This window comes from Dehalococcoidia bacterium, from assembly GCA_022449765.1.
In the GTDB taxonomy this organism is placed as follows: Bacteria; Chloroflexota; Dehalococcoidia; order Lucifugimonadales; family Australimonadaceae; genus UBA2963.
Genome location: JAKUPZ010000008.1, coordinates 1 through 17751 on the forward strand (window position 1 = coordinate 1; position 17751 = coordinate 17751).

Consider the following 17751-nt stretch of genomic DNA (forward strand, 5'->3'; position numbering starts at 1 on the left):
TATCCCTTCTGAGAAGCTTGAGTTTTTCAGAATTCATGGATTAGTAGATCTAGAGCATTCGAAGCGCGCAGGGGAAATTGTAGCAAGCTTGATTCAAAATGAACGGGACCGTGAGCTGGTATGGCAAGCAGCTCAAACCCAAGTGCAATTAAAGCTCGCAAAATTTGAAGGTATCTACAAAGCCTACGCTTAGGCAAAAGAAGAGGGAAGATGGAAAATCCACTTAAAGTTGGAATAGCAGGCTTAGGCTTTGGAGCGACTGAATTTATTCCAACGCTAGAAAGACTAGATGAAATAAAGATAGTCGCTGGTGCGGATCTTAGGCCATGGGCTCGTGAAGAATTTGAAAAACGATACCAAGGCAAAGCATATGCCAGCGTAGAAGAATTATGTGCCGATTCTGACGTTGAGGCGATATGGATAGCAACCCCGAATCACCTACATGCCCAAAATGCAATTACCGCTGCAAAAAACGGGAAGCATATTCTAGCGCGTAAGCCTTTAGGTATAACGATGGCCGAATGCCAAGCAGTGTTGGATGCGGTCAAAAAAACTGATGTCAAGCTTCTTGCCGGTGGGCAAACTCAAGGAACAAGTCCTTTAATCCGCGAGGCTCGAAATATTATCACTTCGGGTGAGTTAGGCCCCCTTCGGGCAATAAATGTAGTTGCCTATACCGGATGGATGCTCCGTCCGCGTATGCCACAAGAAGTCGACGATTCTGCGGGAGGAGGCGTAATTTGGAGACAGGCTCCCCACCAAATAGAAACAACTCGCTATCTCGCAGGCGGATTGGCAAAAAGTGTTCGTGCGTTCACAGGTAGTTGGCGCCCTGAAAGACCCAATGGTACGGGCTACTACACAGCTGTAATTGAATTTGATGAAAATGTCCCAGTCACGATGACCTATAACGCCTATGGCTACTTCGATACCCTTGGGCTTACTACATGGAGCTCCGATAAAGGGATTGCAGGCAGAGCAAAATCGAGAGCAGCTTTACTTAATGGTGAAATTAATGAGGAAGAAGAAAAAGAAAAAACTCGCTTCAGTTCACCCGGTGAAGGAAGCGTTGTAGGAGGCGAAGCTGGTAGACCATGGACTCCAGGTAATCTAGGAATCTTCCTTATCTCGTGCCAGGAAGGCGACATCCTGATGTCTGAAAACGGCTTGATGGTATATGACAATCATGGAAATCATGAGGTGGAAGTGTTTCAGCCCGGAGGAGCAGGTATGGCTCTCGACTCAGAAGTCTTGGAGTTATATAACGCTATTAGGCATGATAAGCCACTGTTCCATGACGGTCCGTGGGGGATGGCTACCGCTGAAATTCAATGGGCAATCATTGAATCAGGGCGCCAGAATAAGGAAATTACACTTAAATACCAAGTTCCTGTTCCTCCCGGAGAATAACATCGGCCAATCACTCAATAGACCACGGTTGGTCAGTGACTCGCCAGGGCTGTAGGCGAGAGATTTAAATGCAATTCAAAGGTCCAAACCATTCCTAAGTGAATTCTGGTAGTAATTTTTTCATCAAAAAATATCGAGCCGTGGGACCTAATAAGAGGATTGATAAGACGATAATCGCATCATGTAATAGCAAAAAATGTTAGGTTAAAGCCAATGAACTTGAAAATCGAAGTCAACGATTCAACAAATTTTGCTATGCAGGATTCCTCATGTTTTGCGATAGAAGCCGAGGCCCTTGGCTTCGCTGGTGTCGGGATGCCTGATCACCCTCACACCGGGCAGGATGTTTTTGAGCGTCTAATTACTGCCGCGCAAGATACTGCACGAATAATGCTCTTTCCGTCTGTAACCAACCCGATAACTAGAACTGTAGAAGAGTTGTCTGTTAAAGCAAAAGAACTCCGCACTGTAGCATTAGGCAGAACTCGTCTGATACTAGGAGGGGGAGATAACGCTGTAGGCTTTTTGGGCAAAAAGCCTGCTACTACATTAGAGCTGATTAATGCAGTTCAAATGATTAAAGCAGAGCTAGCAGGAACTGGAGTTGAAGTTTTTATCAATGGAAGTAGCCCTAAAATGCTGGAAGCTGGTGGGTTAATAGCCGACGGTGTCTATGCAATGGTCGGGGTTGATCCAGTGGTAGTAAATACGGCCTTAGAACATGTTTTTCAAGGCGCTAGTAAGGGTGGGCGTGACCTTGAAAGCATACCCATTGCTCTTGGATTACCTGTATTTATGGCATCTTCGTTAGAACAATCCATTGAATATGCTCTACCATATGCATTTTCTAGCTTAAAGAGACGCACAAGGGTTTTTTCTCGAGTTCTAAGGTCAATATTGCCCGCTTTGGAAAGTGCCTCCAATTACACTGATCTCTCTAAAAAGGATGCCTGGAAGCTTACTGAAGCAATGGCTATCTGCGGATCCCCTCGTGAAGCCGCAGATAAAACACATGAACTCGCCCGTAAAATAGGGCATACCCATTTTATTGCCAGGGTACAGATGCAGGGTGTTGAGCCAATTGAAGCGTTAAAAGCCTACGGCAAGCAGATATACTTTCCTGAATAATTTTCCTAAAGCATACTCTCTAATTTATCTGGACTAAATTGCAGGAAATACCTTATGCCATTCAGTAACTTGCTGGTAGGCATGTCCTACTGCAAGGACAAGCCGATCATCAAATCGTTTCCCTGTTAGCTGTAGGCCAATTGGCATCCCACTTAATGAAAATCCGTTCGGTATTGATGCACTCGGCAGGCCATTCGGGTTGAATAAACGAGTAAGTCGAACTAATTCACGAGTAGTAATTAAGCCATCTTGCGTACGCATCTCATTTTCCCCAAATTTAGGCGCGTAGATTGGATTAGTAGGGGTAGCAATTAGCGAATACGTTGCGAAAAGTTCATTCCATCGCCGTTCCATTAGCGATCGGACTCTTAAAGCATCTACAAATGCATTGGCAGGTAAAAAGAAACCAGTTTCAATTCTCCGGCGAACCCCAGGGTGATAATCGTTTGGACGAGCACGGATCATTTCTGCATGATAAGAAGTTGCTTCCGCCAAAGTGATAGTAACCTGCGCAATTGAAATATAATCTAACTCTGGAATTTCGACTTCTTCGATTTTTGCTCCAAGTGCTTCTAAAGCGCCCATTGCATTCCAAAAAGCCTTTCGAACCTCCGGATGCATTACCTGCCATATGTGATTACTTGGTACGGCAATGCGAAGATTGCTGATATCTGTACTAAGGCCCTTGAAATAACTCTCTGGTTTTCGATAAACAGATGATGGATCACGTGGATCATGCCCAACCATTGCGTCCATAGCGATAGCAAGGTCCTCTGCCGTTTTTGCCATCGGCCCAACGTGATCTTGACTCCATGAAAGAGGTGTGACCCCGTATTTGCTTACTAACCCATATGTCGGTTTGAGGCCTGACAGGCCACAAAGAGATGCTGGTGACCGAACCGATCCGGCAGTGTCAGACCCCAAAGCTAATGGCACCATGCCAGCGGCTAAAGCTGCTCCTGAACCACTGCTTGATCCTCCAGTAACGCATTCCAAATCCCATGGATTAAGAGGAGCTCCGTATAAGTCGTTATGTTCAGCCCCGCCATAGGCATATTCGACCATATTGGTTTTGGCTATGGAGTAGGAGCCAGCGTTTTGTAATTTTGCAACAACAGTTGCATCTTCTGTAGGCAAAAAATCTGCAGTGACAGCTGACCCTGATGTTGTTCTAACATTTTTTGTCCAGAACAAATCTTTTAAGCCTATTGGTATGCCATGCAATGGCCCCCTGTAGTCCCCTTTCATAATTTCAGCTTCGGCTAAACTCGCTTTGGCTAAAGCTTGATCATAAGTTGTAGTAATAAACGCATTGAGAGTGGGCTGAAGTTTTGTCGCCCTGTCTATGAAAGCTTCCGCAATTTCCACCGGAGATACTTGTCTAGATTGGACTAGCTCTCCCAATTGGGCAACCGTTAAGCGGTGTAATACAAAGTCATTCAATTGATATCACCAACGCCGTTAGGTTCCTCACCTGAAAATGCTGCATCCCTCAAATATTCGACTCGTTCCAGCATTCCTTGTACATCTGTCATCAACGAACTCAGATAGACATCATCTCCTTCAATGCCTGCATGCTTAGCTAATAATATGAATTCGGCTTTTGTGAGTGCTGGTCGATACATAGGCGGATAATACACTAACGCGTTGATGCTTAAAGCATATGAGGATGAAGTAATTTCTGTGGGAAATTACTTGTCAATTTCTTGTTCGCCCGATTCGGTTCCTTCAATACCATCATTCTGTACTAAATGCTCATGGAAAAATGTTGCAGTTCTTTGAAGAGATAGTGCTGCAGCATCAGCCCTTAAGGGCGAGGTATCCTGCTTGGGATTTAAAAATGAATGCCCAACTCCTTCATACATGAAGAGTTCGTAATATTTATTGTAGTTATCTAAGGATGCGCGGAAAGCATCAATCTCTTCAATCGGAGTAGTGTGGTCATTGGTCCCATAATGGCACATCATTGGAGCCTCTATAGAGTTTAGCTCTCCGCTATCTGGGAAAAGGCTATGGTAGTAAATTACCCCTGCACCAAAAGCATTGGATCGAGCAAGTGCAAGCAGCGCAAGCCCACCACCGAGGCAAAAACCCACCACACCAATAGGGGATTTGTCCTCTACCCAGGGTAGCGAGTGTAAAAAATTTGAACCAGCACAAATATTAGCGATTGCATGGTCGATGTCTAAAGAATTTTTATAACGTAGTTGGGTTGCATGCCCTTCAGGTAGTACTCCGTCATAAAGATCTGGGGAAACAGCGACGAAACCTTCTCGGGCAAAAGTCCTTGTTATTTCACGCTGAAACCAATTCAGACCTCCCATGCCTGAAATTACTACCAACCCTGGGTGTGTACCCGAATCAGCAGGACGAGCGACGTAGCCGTCGACAAAACTATCTCCTGAATCGTATCCAGCGTGAAGAGAAAGAATGTTTGTTGCCATTTCTACCGCCTTTTTCCCAGATAATTACTTGCAATACTGAAACGGTTTATGCAAAATCATATATTGCATTCAATACATTTAATCTTAACAGGGGGAAGAGTAAAAGATGGGTTTATTTTTTCAATCACTCAAATTACTTATCACTAAGTCCCCTAAGCAGGCGACAGGACGCGGGGATGAATCTTTTGAGCATTTTAATCAACAAGTTCACAAAAACTTAGATGCTCGTATAAACGAACTTATAACTGGTTGCTGCGAAGCAATCCAAAAATGCTGTGCTATGAAGTACAGATTATGCTCCTCAAGTTGTAATTCTGCTCACTGCTGCCCCCAATAGGTGTCGGTAGGTCTAGCAATTTAGGAGAAATATGCCACCCGCACTTGTTCTTTCAGGGGTTACAAAACTATTTGGAAAAGTTCGAGCGCTAGACGCTTTAGATTTAACACTTGAAGCCGGTTCTATCCACGGCTTTGTAGGCCCTAATGGAGCAGGTAAGACCACGATGTTGTCTGTTGTTTCAGGACTAAAACGTCAGACTTCGGGTGAAATAGAATTTGGTGTACCGGCACGTCAAATGATGCTAATGCCAGATACTCCAGAATTCTTCCCTCTTCTAACCGCTCGTGAAGTTGTTGATTTGGCGAGACATCCTTTTCGACACGAAATTGATGAAACTGATGTTGCATCGATTATTAGAGAGGTTGGACTAGAAGAGGCAATCGACCGTCGAGTTGGCGGTTTCTCCAGAGGCATGAAGCAGCGGCTTGGTTTAGCTGCAGCATTAATTGGTCGGCCTGAGTTAGTTTTATTAGATGAACCTTGCTCGGCATTAGACCCAATTGGACGTAGAGAAGTTTTAGATATGATTTCACAATTAAAAGGTCGTGCTACTGTATTGTTTTCGACTCATATCCTTAGTGATGTCGAAGACGTATGTGACTCCGTCACAGTAGTTGACCATGGCAGGGCTGTTTACGAAGGTACGGTAAAAGGAATTAAGAAAAAAAGAGGACAGTCATTTGAACAGGCTGTTTTAGAATTACTTCTACCTGAGCGAGGCGAGAAATGAACCTATGGCGAATGGAACTAATCCATTTGTTTCGTAGTTGGCGTGGCTGGACTTTGTCTGGAATTTATTTGTTGGCATCCCTCATTTCTCTTTTTGTAGGATTCTTCATCGAGCGAGCAAATGGATCGTTCCCATATTCGCAGGCTATTGATTGGTACATAACGTTTTCAATAGTCGGGACTCTTGTGTTTATTGGTATTGTTGTCTCTTCATTGGCGTTTGATGGAAACAGAGATTCATCTATCTTTTTAAGAACTCGGTTTTCTATGAAGCAAATTCTGTTGACCAAAGCTACAGTATATTTCCTTCTTTCCCAAATTTTGTTCTTCGCAGGATTCTTGATCGCCTTATTGGGGGGATTAATTCTTTTCGATACAAGCGATCATTTGAACTTTAATTGGGTTTTATGGGGATTGTTGCTGTACTTGATCTCAGACCTTTTTTATGTGGCATTGATGTTATTTACTTCTTCAATTTTTCGTGGTCCAGTAATTTCTGTGTTATTTACGCTTGCTGTTATTTTAGGTTTTCCACTAATTGGGAGCACGCTTATTTCATTAGAATTACTTATGCGAGGACTAATCGAAATACCTTTTGCAGATTGGGAAACTACTTCTTACGTTGCGAAGGCATTGCTATGGTGGCCTACTGCGCTGGAAGATACACAAGGATTTCTAGGTGTTACTAATTCGGAAGTAAGTAGCGGGTATATTAGTTTCCTTGGGGTCTCATATCCTCTGGATGCACATTTTAGGCAAGATGCTTTAATTACCACGATAGTATCAACCCCGATTCTTACATTTCTTGCATGGCTGAGATTTTCAAAACGAGAGATATAGCATTCTTTACATGGTCGTTATGTGCTAGAGAGTTGGTGACCCGCCTCGGACTTGAACCGAGAACACGCTGATTAAGAGTCAGCTGCTCTGCCGATTGAGCTAGCGGGCCACTTCATATAAAGGGTATTAACCTAAAACCAACTCGTCAAATGCTTAATGAACAGGTTTAGCAGCTAGGGTCCATTTCAGGCAATAAATGATCTCTCCAGTTAACATCTGAAGGTAATACCGTATCTATAGCCCGCAAGTTGTAATAACTGGAATCAGCCCCAGGAGGATTACCACCATCTTGGACAGTTTTGACAGCATCAGCAAGTAATTTACGGGCAACGATAATAGCCTTATCAGCGGGACCTAAGTGCTCTTTGGAGCGATCGACAATAGTGCCCATCATTTCCTGTATCGCACGATCTTGCGTATTAATCCCACGTATGCCTGAGAAAGTTTCTGTTTTTTGTACAGAGCGATCAATTCCCCACCAATTAGACCTATTCCTAAGAGAGGTGAAGCCATTTTCGACATCAATATCTTCACCGTAACCATTTCCGGATGCCTTTAGGCCAGCTTCTCCGTCACTAATCAATCGCTCTTCCCAAGTGTAATACCAATTCCAAACTATGCAGCGTTCATCATCAATCGGCACCCAGTGATGACCATGTGTCTGATTAGAAACTCCTCTACCTGCAGGCCTCAGCTGTGTCCATGGCATCACATAATGATATCCGCGCGCGTATTGCTCATCTGAACCTAAGCGGCGAATTCCATAGTACCTATACCCATATTCAGTTTCATCAACCTCCAAAGTTGGAGCCTCTCCTTGAACAAAAACATCGTTAATTGGAATCCCTGGCTGAGCAGGGTTTTCCTTCAGAGCACGGTGCAAAATAGGAGCATGCGAGGTATCTATGCCACCTTCCAAAGCTTGTAGCCAATTACATTCTTCTATAACTTTTGTCACGGAACGCTGATGGTCAGCAGCCCGAGTCCATTCAAAATTAGGTGCGGCAGGCTTTTCGTTAATCGGTCCCATATAGACCCAAACCACACCTCCAAGTTCGATAGCTGGATATGATTTAGCTTTTATTTTTTCTGCGAATTGGTTCGGCTCGTTCATTTGGTCGACGCACTGTCCAGAAATATCAAATTTCCACCCATGGTAGACGCATCTGAGTCCATTCTCTTCGTTTCTTCCCAACCAGAGAGAGGTGAGCCGATGGGGGCAATACTCATCAAGTATGCCGATCTGACCACTGGTATTACGGAAGGCAACTAGATCTTCCCCAAGCAAGCGAAGCCTGACTGGAGCGCAGTCCGGCTCTGGTAGTTCCCAATCTAGCAATGCGGGGATCCAGTACCTGCGCAAAAGGTCTCCCATTGGAGTACCGGGGCCAACCTGAGTTAATAGATCATTTGTTTCTTTAGTAAGCATTTGAAATTTTAAGTGCCTCTAGGAAGAAAATAACTTTGAATATTAAGTAAAGTCAACCTTCTGGTGAAGCCTCCGGATCTCCTTTTGCCAAAATATAAGCATTGATACCTAGTGTGCAAAACAAGGTAAGGGAAGCGGAACCTGCGAGCATGATGAATACCCATTGGACACCAGGGCCATCTGCGAGCACCCCCCCGCTCACTCCAGCCAAAGACCCTAACCCAAATCCGGTTAAAGCAGTGAGCCCATACGCTCTTCCTTGTAGCCGTTCAGAAGTGTAATCCGAAATCATTGCTACCGAAGTTGGTTGAGCCATGAAATTAAAGAAGACAAACACAGAAGAAGCTATTAGAAGCAACCAGCCTGCACCTAACGACATCAAAATTAAAGGGGGAATAGTAAGAGCAACAGCAGGAACTATGAGACGTTCTCTTTTGAACCGCTCTCCAAGCTCGCCTCCAATATATTGTCCCAATACCCCAAATAAAAGTGCGACAGTTGCAACCGCTCCTCCGACTACAACAGGCTTAAGCCCAAAAACGTCTAAACCTAAATTTGTAGACAAGTGCAGTGGCAAAAATAGTGTGAGCCCACGAAAAATAAAACCAAAACTAGCGTTGATAACAAATATTAATATTAGAGGAATTAAAAAACTTTGAGCCCTATGCTGAGGCTTCAAAGAATCAGCTTGATTTGCATCGGGACCTATCGAAGATCGCAATGCAATTAATGTAATGAGAAATGAAAGTAATGCAAATACTAAAAATGCACCCCGCCAGCTCCACACTCCGGCAATTGCGGCAGCAATAAATGGTGCAAGTGCAGTTCCTAAGTTTCCGCCAGCTCCATGAATACCCAAGGCTCTCGCACGCTGCCGAACAGTTCTGCTAATAAATGAAAGCCCAGCGGGGTGATACATCCCCCCGAAAATACCCATCAATACCAGGGCAAAACCTAATACTTGGATGTTAGGAGAAATTGCGGCAATCAATGCAGCAACGCCTGCGCCGGCCATCGAGATCGCGACTGTATTTTTAGAGCCAAATCGATCCGCAGTTGCACCAGCAGGCAAAGCAGCCCCCGCATATGCAAGCGAAGAGATAGTGCCCAAAACTCCGAGCGCCGCAATAGTCACACCAAATTCAATGGCAACTACTGCCAAAATAGCCCCGTACACTAGTTCAACAGCATGGTTTAATCCATGTGCGACACCGGTGAACGCCACAATTTGGCGTTCACCGGCAGTCATACGATCATTAACAGATTGTTGTGGCAAAGTATTAAAACCTAGAGCCCACGTCCAGCACTAGCATCTAGTACCGCACCTTGTTCCTCATTCTCGTCATAAGTCCATTTATAATGAGGATCCTGATACACCTCTTCGGGCATAAGGCTCTCTAGCCCACGTTTACCTATTTCCTCTTCATACATTTTTCGGACCCATGGCTCCTCAACTGGATATTCTATTTGATCCAACAAACGATTATTTCTTTCAGCACGCATTTGTTTAATTGGTGAAAGAGCTAAGTACCTTGCAGGTTCAACGCTAACGTTAAAGTGCTGGTGGAACCAATTATTTGGTGGAACAAACATACTGGCTTCATGCCATGGAACAATTACCTTCTCTTCTCCCTCAGGCCACATAATTGAGTACCCTTCGCCTGCAGGGATCATGATAAATACACCTGGGCCATGCCGGTGAGCCTTTTTATAAGTCCCTGGAGGGAATACTGACATATGCCCACCCATTTCTGAGTGAGGGAAACGAATGTCTACCACATGTCCTCCCCCGCCTCTCTGTCGATGTGGTACGAGTCCATTCCAGGCAGCAAGATCAGTGAAAAAATTACCGTGCCAACTGGCACCACGACCACCAGGGGCTCTTTTCGCAACTGAGTAAAGTTCATCTTCACTAGTTTCAAGCAACTGAGTATCTTGGTAATCGTTATTGAAAAAATAGCTGGGATCAGGTACCAAAGACATTCCAACTGGTAAGTGCGTGTTACTAATCAGTCTCGCAGGTTTATCTCCCCTGGCATTACTGAATTGCCGAATCGAACCACGCGGTATAAGAAATAGGCTTCGTGGACCCCATTCAAAGGTTTTCTTACCAACGCCGTCTGCCCATATCGTTGTCATTCCCTGTCCATCCACCACATACACTGCTTCATCCAAAGCAAATCTATATGGAGCGACAGTACCGCCAGGCGCAATCTCCGTAACTCTTGCGTCTACAATGCCTTCCATCCCCGCTAGTTGAATAAACGCTGCATTGCACCCAAGGAAATCCCAAGGTGCTGTTTCAATAGTCCTGCAATCTTCTATGAAATATCCTGTGTGAAGAGGAAGCCCTAAACCTTGAACCCATTGATCGTAAGGAAGGGTGGATCGAGCATCCGTATCTATCTTCAAATCACTAATTAATTTAGCTGGTGCATCGTCTGTCATATTCTGTCTCCTTCTCCTTATTCATTACGACCTTCGCTCCTTCCAACGAATTCGTCAAGGTTTCATCTGTAATTCAAGTGTATATCCCTAACTCAATCTAGATAATTACCTCTAAATTCCTTTATCAAATCAATGTTTGTTACAATGGGGAACTTGTATCTCCTTAATTCCCTAAGCCAAACCGACTCTCTAAAGAGAAATATCTAGCAATGTAGCGTAATATATGCCAATGGAGCTATCACTTGAGGAACATCTTGCCGTTCCATACCGGTTGGTTATGGAATCATTTGAAGATGTCGATGGAGAGTGGCGACGACGTGCTTCTTACCCAGAGCTTCCAGGATGCACTGTAGTTGGCGATTCTGCAGTAGACGTGATTGATGAGCTTGATCTTTTACGAGAGCAACTGATACAGCAAATGTTTGAGAGTGGAACTCCAGTACCTATCCCACGTCCTCCGCTCCGTTCGCGACCGCCAATTTTAGATGAAGCCCGTCTGGGTTTTGTGAAATATCTTTTAGAGAAAGGGGCCATATCTGAGCATGAAAATGGCTAACCTAAGGCCCTCTTCCATCGAGGAGGCATAAAGTGGCACAAACTGTACTAGGCTTTGCAACCTCGCACGGCCCTCAACTTAGAATGACTCCTGATAAATGGGCATTATTGCAAGAAAAAGATAAACATGATCCTCGATTTGATTATGAGGCTCTATTAGCCAGAAATATCCCCAACATTGAAGACGAAATCACACCTCAAAAATTTGTAGAACGCTATGAGTCTTGTCAAAAAGCGCTTCAAGTTCTTAAGAATACAGTTGCTGAAATAGGCCCCGACGTCATAGTAGTCATAGGCGACGATCAGCATGAACAGTTCATGGAAGACAATATGCCTATGTTTTCTATTTACTACGGAAATGAATTGCCGATTCGAGAAAGGCAAGGTCCGGGTCGAGATGCAGCGCTACAAAAAGCTTGGTCAAGTGGTGCACGTGAATGGCGAAATGCGCAAGAACCCGTAGGTGATTCATTTCAACCTGGGCACCCGGAACTCGCTAAACACATTATTCAGCACTTTGTTAATCAGAATATCGATATTTCTGTAACTAACAAGCTTCAAGACGATATTGGAGCAGGGCATGCCTTTGCGTTTCTCTATCGACAAATTTTACCTGAGGGTAACATTCCCATTATTCCTTTGATGGTTAACTGCTTCTACCCCCCCAATCAACCCACAGTTGCTAGATGCTACGATGTCGGCAAAGAACTGAGAGCAGCCATAGACTCTTGGGAAAGTGATGCACGCGTTGCAATCATGGCATCTGGGGGCTTAAGTCATTTCATTATTGATGAAGAAATTGATCGCATTGCGCTCGCTGCACTGGAATCCAAAGATGCAGAGACATTAAAAACTCTCCCTAACGATCGGCTTATATTAGGAACAACTGAAATCCGTAATTGGGTTACTCTAGGGGGAGCAATGGAAGATATGACTATGAACCTCATTGACTACCAGCCCTGCTACAGAACCCTTGCTGGTACCGGCTGTGCAATGGGATTTGCAACCTGGAGTTAATATCTACAAGATTTTCGCATAGAATAGAATTAGCTCTAGTGAGGAATTAATAAATGACAGCCGACCCACAATATGACGTCATCATAATTGGCGGCGGTGCTGCAGGGCTTGCAGCATCGATATATTCCGTTCGCGCAATGCTCAAAACCTTAGTTATTGAAAGACAGGCCTTAGGCGGGCAAATTTTGCTAACTGGAGAAATTGAAAATTACCCCGGGTTTCCTGAACCAATAGACGGTCCCGAACTTGCAATGCTTTATCAGAAGCAAGCTGAACGTTTTGGCGTTCAATTTGAGTATGACACAGTTGCAAATTTAGATGTATCTGGTGCCGTAAAGCGTGTAGTCTGTGAAGACAATGAATACACAGCCAAAACTGTAATTATTACTAGCGGTGGCGAGCACAATAAGCTTGAAGTCCCCGGCGAAGATTATTTCTCTGGAAAAGGCGTCTCTTACTGCGCCACATGTGATGGCAATTTCTTCCGTGACATGGATGTCACTGTAGTTGGTGGCGGTGATGCAGCTATGGACGAAGGGTTGTACCTTACACGCATGACTAAAAGTGTTACCGTAATCCACCGAAGAGATGAATTACGAGCAAGTAAGATTCTTCAGCAAAGAGCTTTTGATAACCCAAAAATGAAATTCGTTTGGAATTCAGTTGTTGAAGAAATTAAAGGCAACGGTACAGTCCAAAGTATGACTTTGAAAAACCTTAAAACCGATGAATTATCTGAACATCTCACTGAAGGGATTTTTATTTTTATCGGGTTCCATCCTGTGAATGAATTTATGCAAGGCATAATCGACCTAGATAGTGCAGGGCATGTGATCACTAACCTCCAAATGGAAACAAATGTTCCCGGAGTATTTGCAGCAGGAGACGTGCGCCAATTCTCCGATCGGCAACTTGCCAATGCAGTAGGCGACGGTGTCGCTGCTGCTTTAGCTGCGTACAGATACATAAACGAAGACGATTAGGTGTCAAACTATGCCAATCGGTTGGGGCATAATTAGTACAGGACGTCATCCAGATTTAAAGATGGCTCCGGCAATTAACGCCTCAAAAGGGTCCCATATTGCAGCTGTAATGAGTCGTGATATAGGAAGAGCGCAGGCATTTGCTGCAAAGCATAATGCCTCAACCGCAGTAGATGATGTGGACGTATTAATTGAAAACCCAAATGTTGATGCTGTGTATATAGCGTCACCCAATTTTCTTCACGCCGAACAAACTATCAAAGCTGCCAAGGCAGGAAAACATGTGCTAGTTGAAAAACCTATGGCTCTTTCAATCGCTGATGCTGAGCAAATGATTGAAGCCTGCCTGAAATTCTCTGTAACACTCGGGGTTGGATTTCATCTACGTGCACATGGAGCACATCAGGCAATACGGGAATTAGTGGTTAATGGTGACTTGGGGAACATACATTTCGCTGAAACCAATTGGGGAAGAGGCGTCCGTGGTCAAGAATCCGTCCCTCCTCGTTCAGGGCTACAAGCATGGTGGGATGAACCTAAGATGATAGGGGCAGGAGCCTTCATGGCTACAGGAGTACACTGTGTAGATTTATTACGCTACGCTCTAAGCGATGAGATTATCGCCGTCAATGCAACAACTGACGCAACTCATGCAAAGCCGCTAGAGGAATTTGCTCATCTAGTCTTAGAATTTTCTAGAGGCACTATTGCAACATTGATGACAGGGCGAAAAACTCCTGATTACTATCGAAATGAAATAGGGATTTATGGGACTCTTGGCAGTGCATACACCAATTCCACTATAGATATGAACCAGGAAGGCAGCTTATCTATTCATACCGATAAGCAAAATGCCAACATGCAATACGAGTATGACCCAATTAACCTTTATAAAGTACAAGTAGAAGCATTCGAAAGTTCCTTAATCTCGAAGCAGGATCCGTTAGCAACAGGTATCGACGGACTACGTACAGTCGAAGCTACAGCTGCAATGCTAGAGTCGGCAAAAATTAAGGCACAAGTAAAATTGAAATAAGAACAAGCGACATACTAAGTCAAACAAAAACAGCGGGTGTTATACACCCGCTGTTTTATCATTCTTTAATTTAGTCTGAATTTAATGGCAACCGCAGCCGCCGCCTCCGCAGCCGCCGCCTCCGCCACTACCGCAGCCACCAGCACCACATCCACAACCACCAGCGCTAGGTGCTATGTTTGGATTTTCAATAATAAATCCACTGCGCATCAAACCGTCGGAGTAATCTATCGACGCGCCTTCAAGTAAAGGTGCACTTTCTGAATCCGTGATAACCCGTACTCCTGATTCATGTAGGACAGTGTCATCATCATTAATGCCTTCTTCAAGTGAAAGCATGTACTGCGCACCGTTCCCATTAGGAACCACTATTACACGAAGCGAGGCTTCTGGTTGTCCTTCTTCTGCAAGAATTTCAGCCAATTTTTCAGCTGCGAGATCTGTAACGGTTACCATAGATGCCTCCTTGGCACTACTAATACTACTACTCAAGACTAGCAGTCACCACTAATATGGTCAATAAGAATAGGCCACTTCCAAGTATCTATGAAACAATAATTGCTTTAACGAAATTCGCCAAAATAATAAGAATTCATTATTTTATAATTAATGCACTGTAATAAAACCGCCATTGTATTGCGATCTCATACATAACTATCGTAAAATTATGTAATATTTCAACAAGGTGAAAAATGACCGTTCTCGATGATCTTGATAGCCAATTAATCAATTTATTGCAAAATGACGGCCGTGCTTCGAATATAGAATTAGCACGAAAAATGGGTGTAAGTGAAGGAACCATTCGTAGACGCTTCCGGAACTTAGTTAAAGAAGAAGTAATTAGGGTAGTAGCAATCCCCGACGCCTCAAAATTGGGTAGACAAACTTCGGCTCTTATAGGACTGCAAGTAGACCCAGCATTTGTTGATTCTGTCGCAACTTCTCTTGCACGAATGGATGAGGTCCAATATTCAGCTGTCACAACAGGTGCCTACGACGTATTCTGCAGAGTTGCACTCAATTCACCGGCTGACCTTTCGGAATTTCTTCGTAGCCGAGTTGGAGAGATTGAAGGAGTTAGAAGGTCAGAAACATTCGTAAATCTGTCCATCAAAAAAAACGTTGGAGGTCCTTCGGCACTTTCTGATGAAATTTAACTGTATAATTAAACGGTTTTCACAAGTTGTGATGACTGCTAAACTAAGCCCGCTTCATTTCGGAGCAAGTTGTTAATATTTTGGAAGGTGCATTCCTGTCATGGCATATGTAATTACCGAACCTTGTGTTGATGTTAAAGACGCTTCTTGCGTTGATGTTTGCCCAGTAGATTGTATCTACGAGGCGGATCGCCAATACTACATTAATGTAGACGAATGTATTGATTGTGCAGCCTGTGAGCCTGTATGTCCGGTGGCTGCCATTTTCGCACTCGAGGCTGTTCCTCCTGACCAGGCTAGTTTCATAGAGTTCGCTAAAGAACAAGGATAATAGTCACTCACAAGTAAAAACGAAGGCGGACATTGGACCGCCTTCGTTGCTTTCGTCACCCAATACTGTCCAATACTTCTTCTATCGTCCCTAATAGGCATGTAAAAATAGGGGTATCTTTTTCCGTATATGGGCGTTGCTCTGCTGAACGTAATTCCATAACTAAATCCAAAAATCTCGAGGGGTCATCAGTTTCAAACCCCAAGACAAATTCCTGATCATCAAGTCCGAATGAGTAAGTGGTGTGTACTTTTACTTCTGGGTATAAGTGGCCTACTTTAAAATGCTCATTCATCATCCTTTGGCGTTCCTCAAGTGACAGCTGGTACCAAGCATGTGTCTTAACAAATGGATATACAAAAAGGTATTTCCTACCCATAGGCCGGATTCTGGTTCTACTCTCTCCGTTTTCATGGCTATGCTCATCTATATAAGTTGATCGTCGCGTCATAGCAAGGTATGAGTGAGAAACAGTCAGGTACTGACCTAATCGAGTATTCATAGCTAAAGTTGCAAATTTGTTGATCCCTTCGAGATCAGGGCTAACTAACCATAGAAGTAATTCGGCATCCGATCGCATACCCATTAATGAATACGCGCGAATTAGTAAATTAGAAGAAGCTATTAATGCCGAAAATTCTTCTTTGCTTCTCTTCTTTTCTGATTCGGATAGCCCTCTCCATAGTGGGTCAACAGTGAAGAATGTGTATTTTACATATTGAGGTGCTAGTTGAGTTTCTGTCATTGGGCCCTTTATTTTAGGCATATTGATCATATATGCATTGATTTACTTTATTAGGATACAGGTTTAGCTCCGTATGCCCTAACATACTAGGTAATAAAACCATGAAATCTAACACTAAATTTCTCATTGCCGCAATCATTGGGATAATATCTATCGCCATCATCCTATCAATCGAAATATTTCCACTGGATAACAAAAGCAATGAGTTAAGTACATCTCAAATTCAGCTATACCAAGGTATGGATCAATTTGATTTCGAACCAACTAACATTGAAGAATTATTGTCTAGCGGGAAGCCGTTAGTAATAAATTTTTGGGGGGCATCATGCCCTCCATGTAGGAAAGAAATCCCTCTACTCCAGGAAATCCATGAAGCTAATTCCGCAAAACTTATTGTACTAGGGCTAGATATGGGCCCAGAATTTATTCTCGGCAGTTACGAGCAAGGGGAATTATTACTTGCTGAACTAGGAGCATCTTACCCCGCAGGTATACCACGCTTTAAACAAACAAACAGTCAATCCGCGCCATATCAACTACAAGGCCAATACGTCACAGGCTTACCTACAACCTTTTTTATTAATTCTGAAGGTTTAATAATTAGGCAGTGGTTGGGATTACTTTCAAAAGATAAACTTAATGAGTTAGTCACTTCGCTGATCGAAAATAACTAATTGGGGTAAAAATGAAAGCTGCTCGACTTTTCTCTTCTCTCATATCCTGGTTTGTATTAGCCACTTCTGTAATCATTATGCTCTCGATACTTACAGATATTGGTCAACTGTCAGAGAGCTTAGAATTCTTTAGGAATTCAACTTGGGGGGCAGGAGTACTCGAAGATCTTATAGGGTCTGCGATTGCATCTCTGGGGTTGGGAGTAGAAGACCAAGGAACACACCTCCAAGACGCAACTACTTCTTCATTAAATGTACTATCGGTAATTGGGATGATTGCGCTAAAGGTAGTTATTGCATTCTATTTAGCTATTATTGCGATATTCCTAAAAAAGTAAGTTTACGTGTATTTGGTTGGATTCTGTGAAAACTCTATCTGGCAACTAATTGCGCAGAAAAAATAAGTTTGACCTTCAAATTTATACTCCCCGCCAGGAGGATTCAATTTACTCACTACCATGTTGCATATAGGATCTATCGCATTT

Annotated in this window: 22 protein-coding genes and 1 tRNA gene; 13 read left to right on the top strand and 10 right to left on the bottom strand. The window is 43.6% G+C overall.

The window, feature by feature from the left end:
• From MK127_04735 to MK127_04745, 3 genes are all read left to right on the top strand, one after another.
• Window positions 1-193 (top strand): iron-containing redox enzyme family protein (locus MK127_04735; protein ID MCH2532097.1); only part of this gene is annotated, 193 nt, incomplete at its 5' end.
• Window positions 194-210: 17 nt separating this feature from the next.
• Window positions 211-1410, top strand: coding sequence for a Gfo/Idh/MocA family oxidoreductase (locus MK127_04740; GenBank protein ID MCH2532098.1), 1200 nt, complete (start codon window positions 211-213; stop codon window positions 1408-1410).
• 213 nt (window positions 1411-1623) lie between these two features.
• Window positions 1624-2538 carry an LLM class flavin-dependent oxidoreductase gene (locus MK127_04745; GenBank protein ID MCH2532099.1) on the top strand — a complete coding sequence of 305 codons (915 nt, stop codon included), beginning with the start codon at window positions 1624-1626 and terminating at the stop codon, window positions 2536-2538.
• A 33-nt stretch (window positions 2539-2571) separates the two neighbouring features.
• On the opposite strand, the gene MK127_04750 is transcribed toward MK127_04745, so the two are convergent.
• The 3 genes from MK127_04750 to MK127_04760 all read right to left on the bottom strand — a co-directional run bounded on the left by MK127_04750 (window position 2572) and on the right by MK127_04760 (window position 4982).
• Window positions 2572-3981 (bottom strand): amidase, encoded by a 1410-nt coding sequence (locus MK127_04750; GenBank protein ID MCH2532100.1) that lies wholly within the window; start codon window positions 3979-3981, stop codon window positions 2572-2574.
• Window positions 3978-4163: a hypothetical protein gene (locus tag MK127_04755; GenBank protein MCH2532101.1), complete on the bottom strand. Its 186-nt coding sequence runs from the start codon at window positions 4161-4163 to the stop codon at window positions 3978-3980. The genes MK127_04750 and MK127_04755 overlap by 4 nt, the downstream gene beginning before the upstream one ends.
• A gap of 66 nt (window positions 4164-4229) precedes the next feature.
• Window positions 4230-4982 carry a dienelactone hydrolase family protein gene (locus MK127_04760; GenBank protein ID MCH2532102.1) on the bottom strand — a complete coding sequence of 251 codons (753 nt, stop codon included), beginning with the start codon at window positions 4980-4982 and terminating at the stop codon, window positions 4230-4232.
• A gap of 368 nt (window positions 4983-5350) precedes the next feature.
• Here MK127_04760 and MK127_04765 point away from each other — a divergent pair, with 368 nt between their 5' ends.
• Both MK127_04765 and MK127_04770 read left to right on the top strand, forming a co-directional pair.
• A complete protein-coding gene (locus tag MK127_04765; protein ID MCH2532103.1) occupies window positions 5351-6052 on the top strand; it encodes an ABC transporter ATP-binding protein in 702 nt (233 codons plus the stop codon).
• Window positions 6053-6063: 11 nt separating this feature from the next.
• Window positions 6064-6891, top strand: a complete 828-nt coding sequence (locus tag MK127_04770) for a hypothetical protein (GenBank protein MCH2532104.1) — start codon at window positions 6064-6066, stop codon at window positions 6889-6891.
• Between the two features lie 33 nt (window positions 6892-6924).
• Here the strand turns inward: MK127_04770 and MK127_04775 are convergent.
• From MK127_04775 to MK127_04790, 4 genes are all read right to left on the bottom strand, one after another.
• Window positions 6925-7000 (bottom strand) — tRNA-Lys (locus MK127_04775).
• A gap of 57 nt (window positions 7001-7057) precedes the next feature.
• Entirely contained in the window at window positions 7058-8320 is a 1263-nt protein-coding gene (locus MK127_04780; protein MCH2532105.1) for a Rieske 2Fe-2S domain-containing protein, read from the bottom strand.
• Window positions 8321-8372: 52 nt separating this feature from the next.
• Entirely contained in the window at window positions 8373-9596 is a 1224-nt protein-coding gene (locus MK127_04785; protein MCH2532106.1) for an MFS transporter, read from the bottom strand.
• Between the two features lie 11 nt (window positions 9597-9607).
• Window positions 9608-10768 carry a cupin domain-containing protein gene (locus MK127_04790; GenBank protein MCH2532107.1) on the bottom strand — a complete coding sequence of 387 codons (1161 nt, stop codon included), beginning with the start codon at window positions 10766-10768 and terminating at the stop codon, window positions 9608-9610.
• 229 nt (window positions 10769-10997) lie between these two features.
• Between MK127_04790 and MK127_04795 the strand changes: the two genes are divergently transcribed.
• Genes MK127_04795 through MK127_04810 form a run of 4 tightly spaced genes read left to right on the top strand, consistent with a single transcriptional unit; the run spans window position 10998 to window position 14359 of the window.
• A complete protein-coding gene (locus MK127_04795; GenBank protein MCH2532108.1) occupies window positions 10998-11324 on the top strand; it encodes a hypothetical protein in 327 nt (108 codons plus the stop codon).
• Window positions 11325-11356: 32 nt separating this feature from the next.
• A complete protein-coding gene (locus MK127_04800; GenBank protein ID MCH2532109.1) occupies window positions 11357-12340 on the top strand; it encodes a protocatechuate 3,4-dioxygenase in 984 nt (327 codons plus the stop codon).
• 53 nt (window positions 12341-12393) lie between these two features.
• The gene (trxB, locus tag MK127_04805; protein ID MCH2532110.1) at window positions 12394-13323 is read left to right on the top strand and encodes a thioredoxin-disulfide reductase; all 930 of its coding nucleotides are present in this window, start codon (window positions 12394-12396) and stop codon (window positions 13321-13323) included.
• Window positions 13324-13333: 10 nt separating this feature from the next.
• Window positions 13334-14359: a Gfo/Idh/MocA family oxidoreductase gene (locus MK127_04810; protein MCH2532111.1), complete on the top strand. Its 1026-nt coding sequence runs from the start codon at window positions 13334-13336 to the stop codon at window positions 14357-14359.
• A gap of 81 nt (window positions 14360-14440) precedes the next feature.
• Here the strand turns inward: MK127_04810 and MK127_04815 are convergent, their stop codons facing one another.
• Window positions 14441-14815 (bottom strand): iron-sulfur cluster assembly accessory protein, encoded by a 375-nt coding sequence (locus tag MK127_04815; protein MCH2532112.1) that lies wholly within the window; start codon window positions 14813-14815, stop codon window positions 14441-14443.
• Window positions 14816-15051: 236 nt separating this feature from the next.
• On the opposite strand from MK127_04815, the gene MK127_04820 reads away from it, so the two are divergent.
• The gene (locus MK127_04820) at window positions 15052-15516 is read left to right on the top strand and encodes an Lrp/AsnC family transcriptional regulator (GenBank protein MCH2532113.1); all 465 of its coding nucleotides are present in this window, start codon (window positions 15052-15054) and stop codon (window positions 15514-15516) included.
• 100 nt (window positions 15517-15616) lie between these two features.
• Window positions 15617-15847, top strand: coding sequence for a ferredoxin family protein (locus tag MK127_04825; GenBank protein ID MCH2532114.1), 231 nt, complete (start codon window positions 15617-15619; stop codon window positions 15845-15847).
• A 55-nt stretch (window positions 15848-15902) separates the two neighbouring features.
• Here the strand turns inward: MK127_04825 and MK127_04830 are convergent, their stop codons facing one another.
• Complete coding sequence (locus MK127_04830; GenBank protein ID MCH2532115.1) at window positions 15903-16592, bottom strand: chlorite dismutase family protein; 690 nt, start codon at window positions 16590-16592, stop codon at window positions 15903-15905.
• Between the two features lie 101 nt (window positions 16593-16693).
• On the opposite strand from MK127_04830, the gene MK127_04835 reads away from it, so the two are divergent.
• Window positions 16694-17266 (top strand): TlpA family protein disulfide reductase, encoded by a 573-nt coding sequence (locus MK127_04835; protein ID MCH2532116.1) that lies wholly within the window; start codon window positions 16694-16696, stop codon window positions 17264-17266.
• An 11-nt stretch (window positions 17267-17277) separates the two neighbouring features.
• Window positions 17278-17604: a hypothetical protein gene (locus tag MK127_04840; protein ID MCH2532117.1), complete on the top strand. Its 327-nt coding sequence runs from the start codon at window positions 17278-17280 to the stop codon at window positions 17602-17604.
• A gap of 2 nt (window positions 17605-17606) precedes the next feature.
• On the opposite strand, the gene MK127_04845 is transcribed toward MK127_04840, so the two are convergent.
• Entirely contained in the window at window positions 17607-17726 is a 120-nt protein-coding gene (locus tag MK127_04845; protein ID MCH2532118.1) for a YHS domain-containing protein, read from the bottom strand.
• Between the last annotated feature and the right edge of the window lie 25 nt (window positions 17727-17751).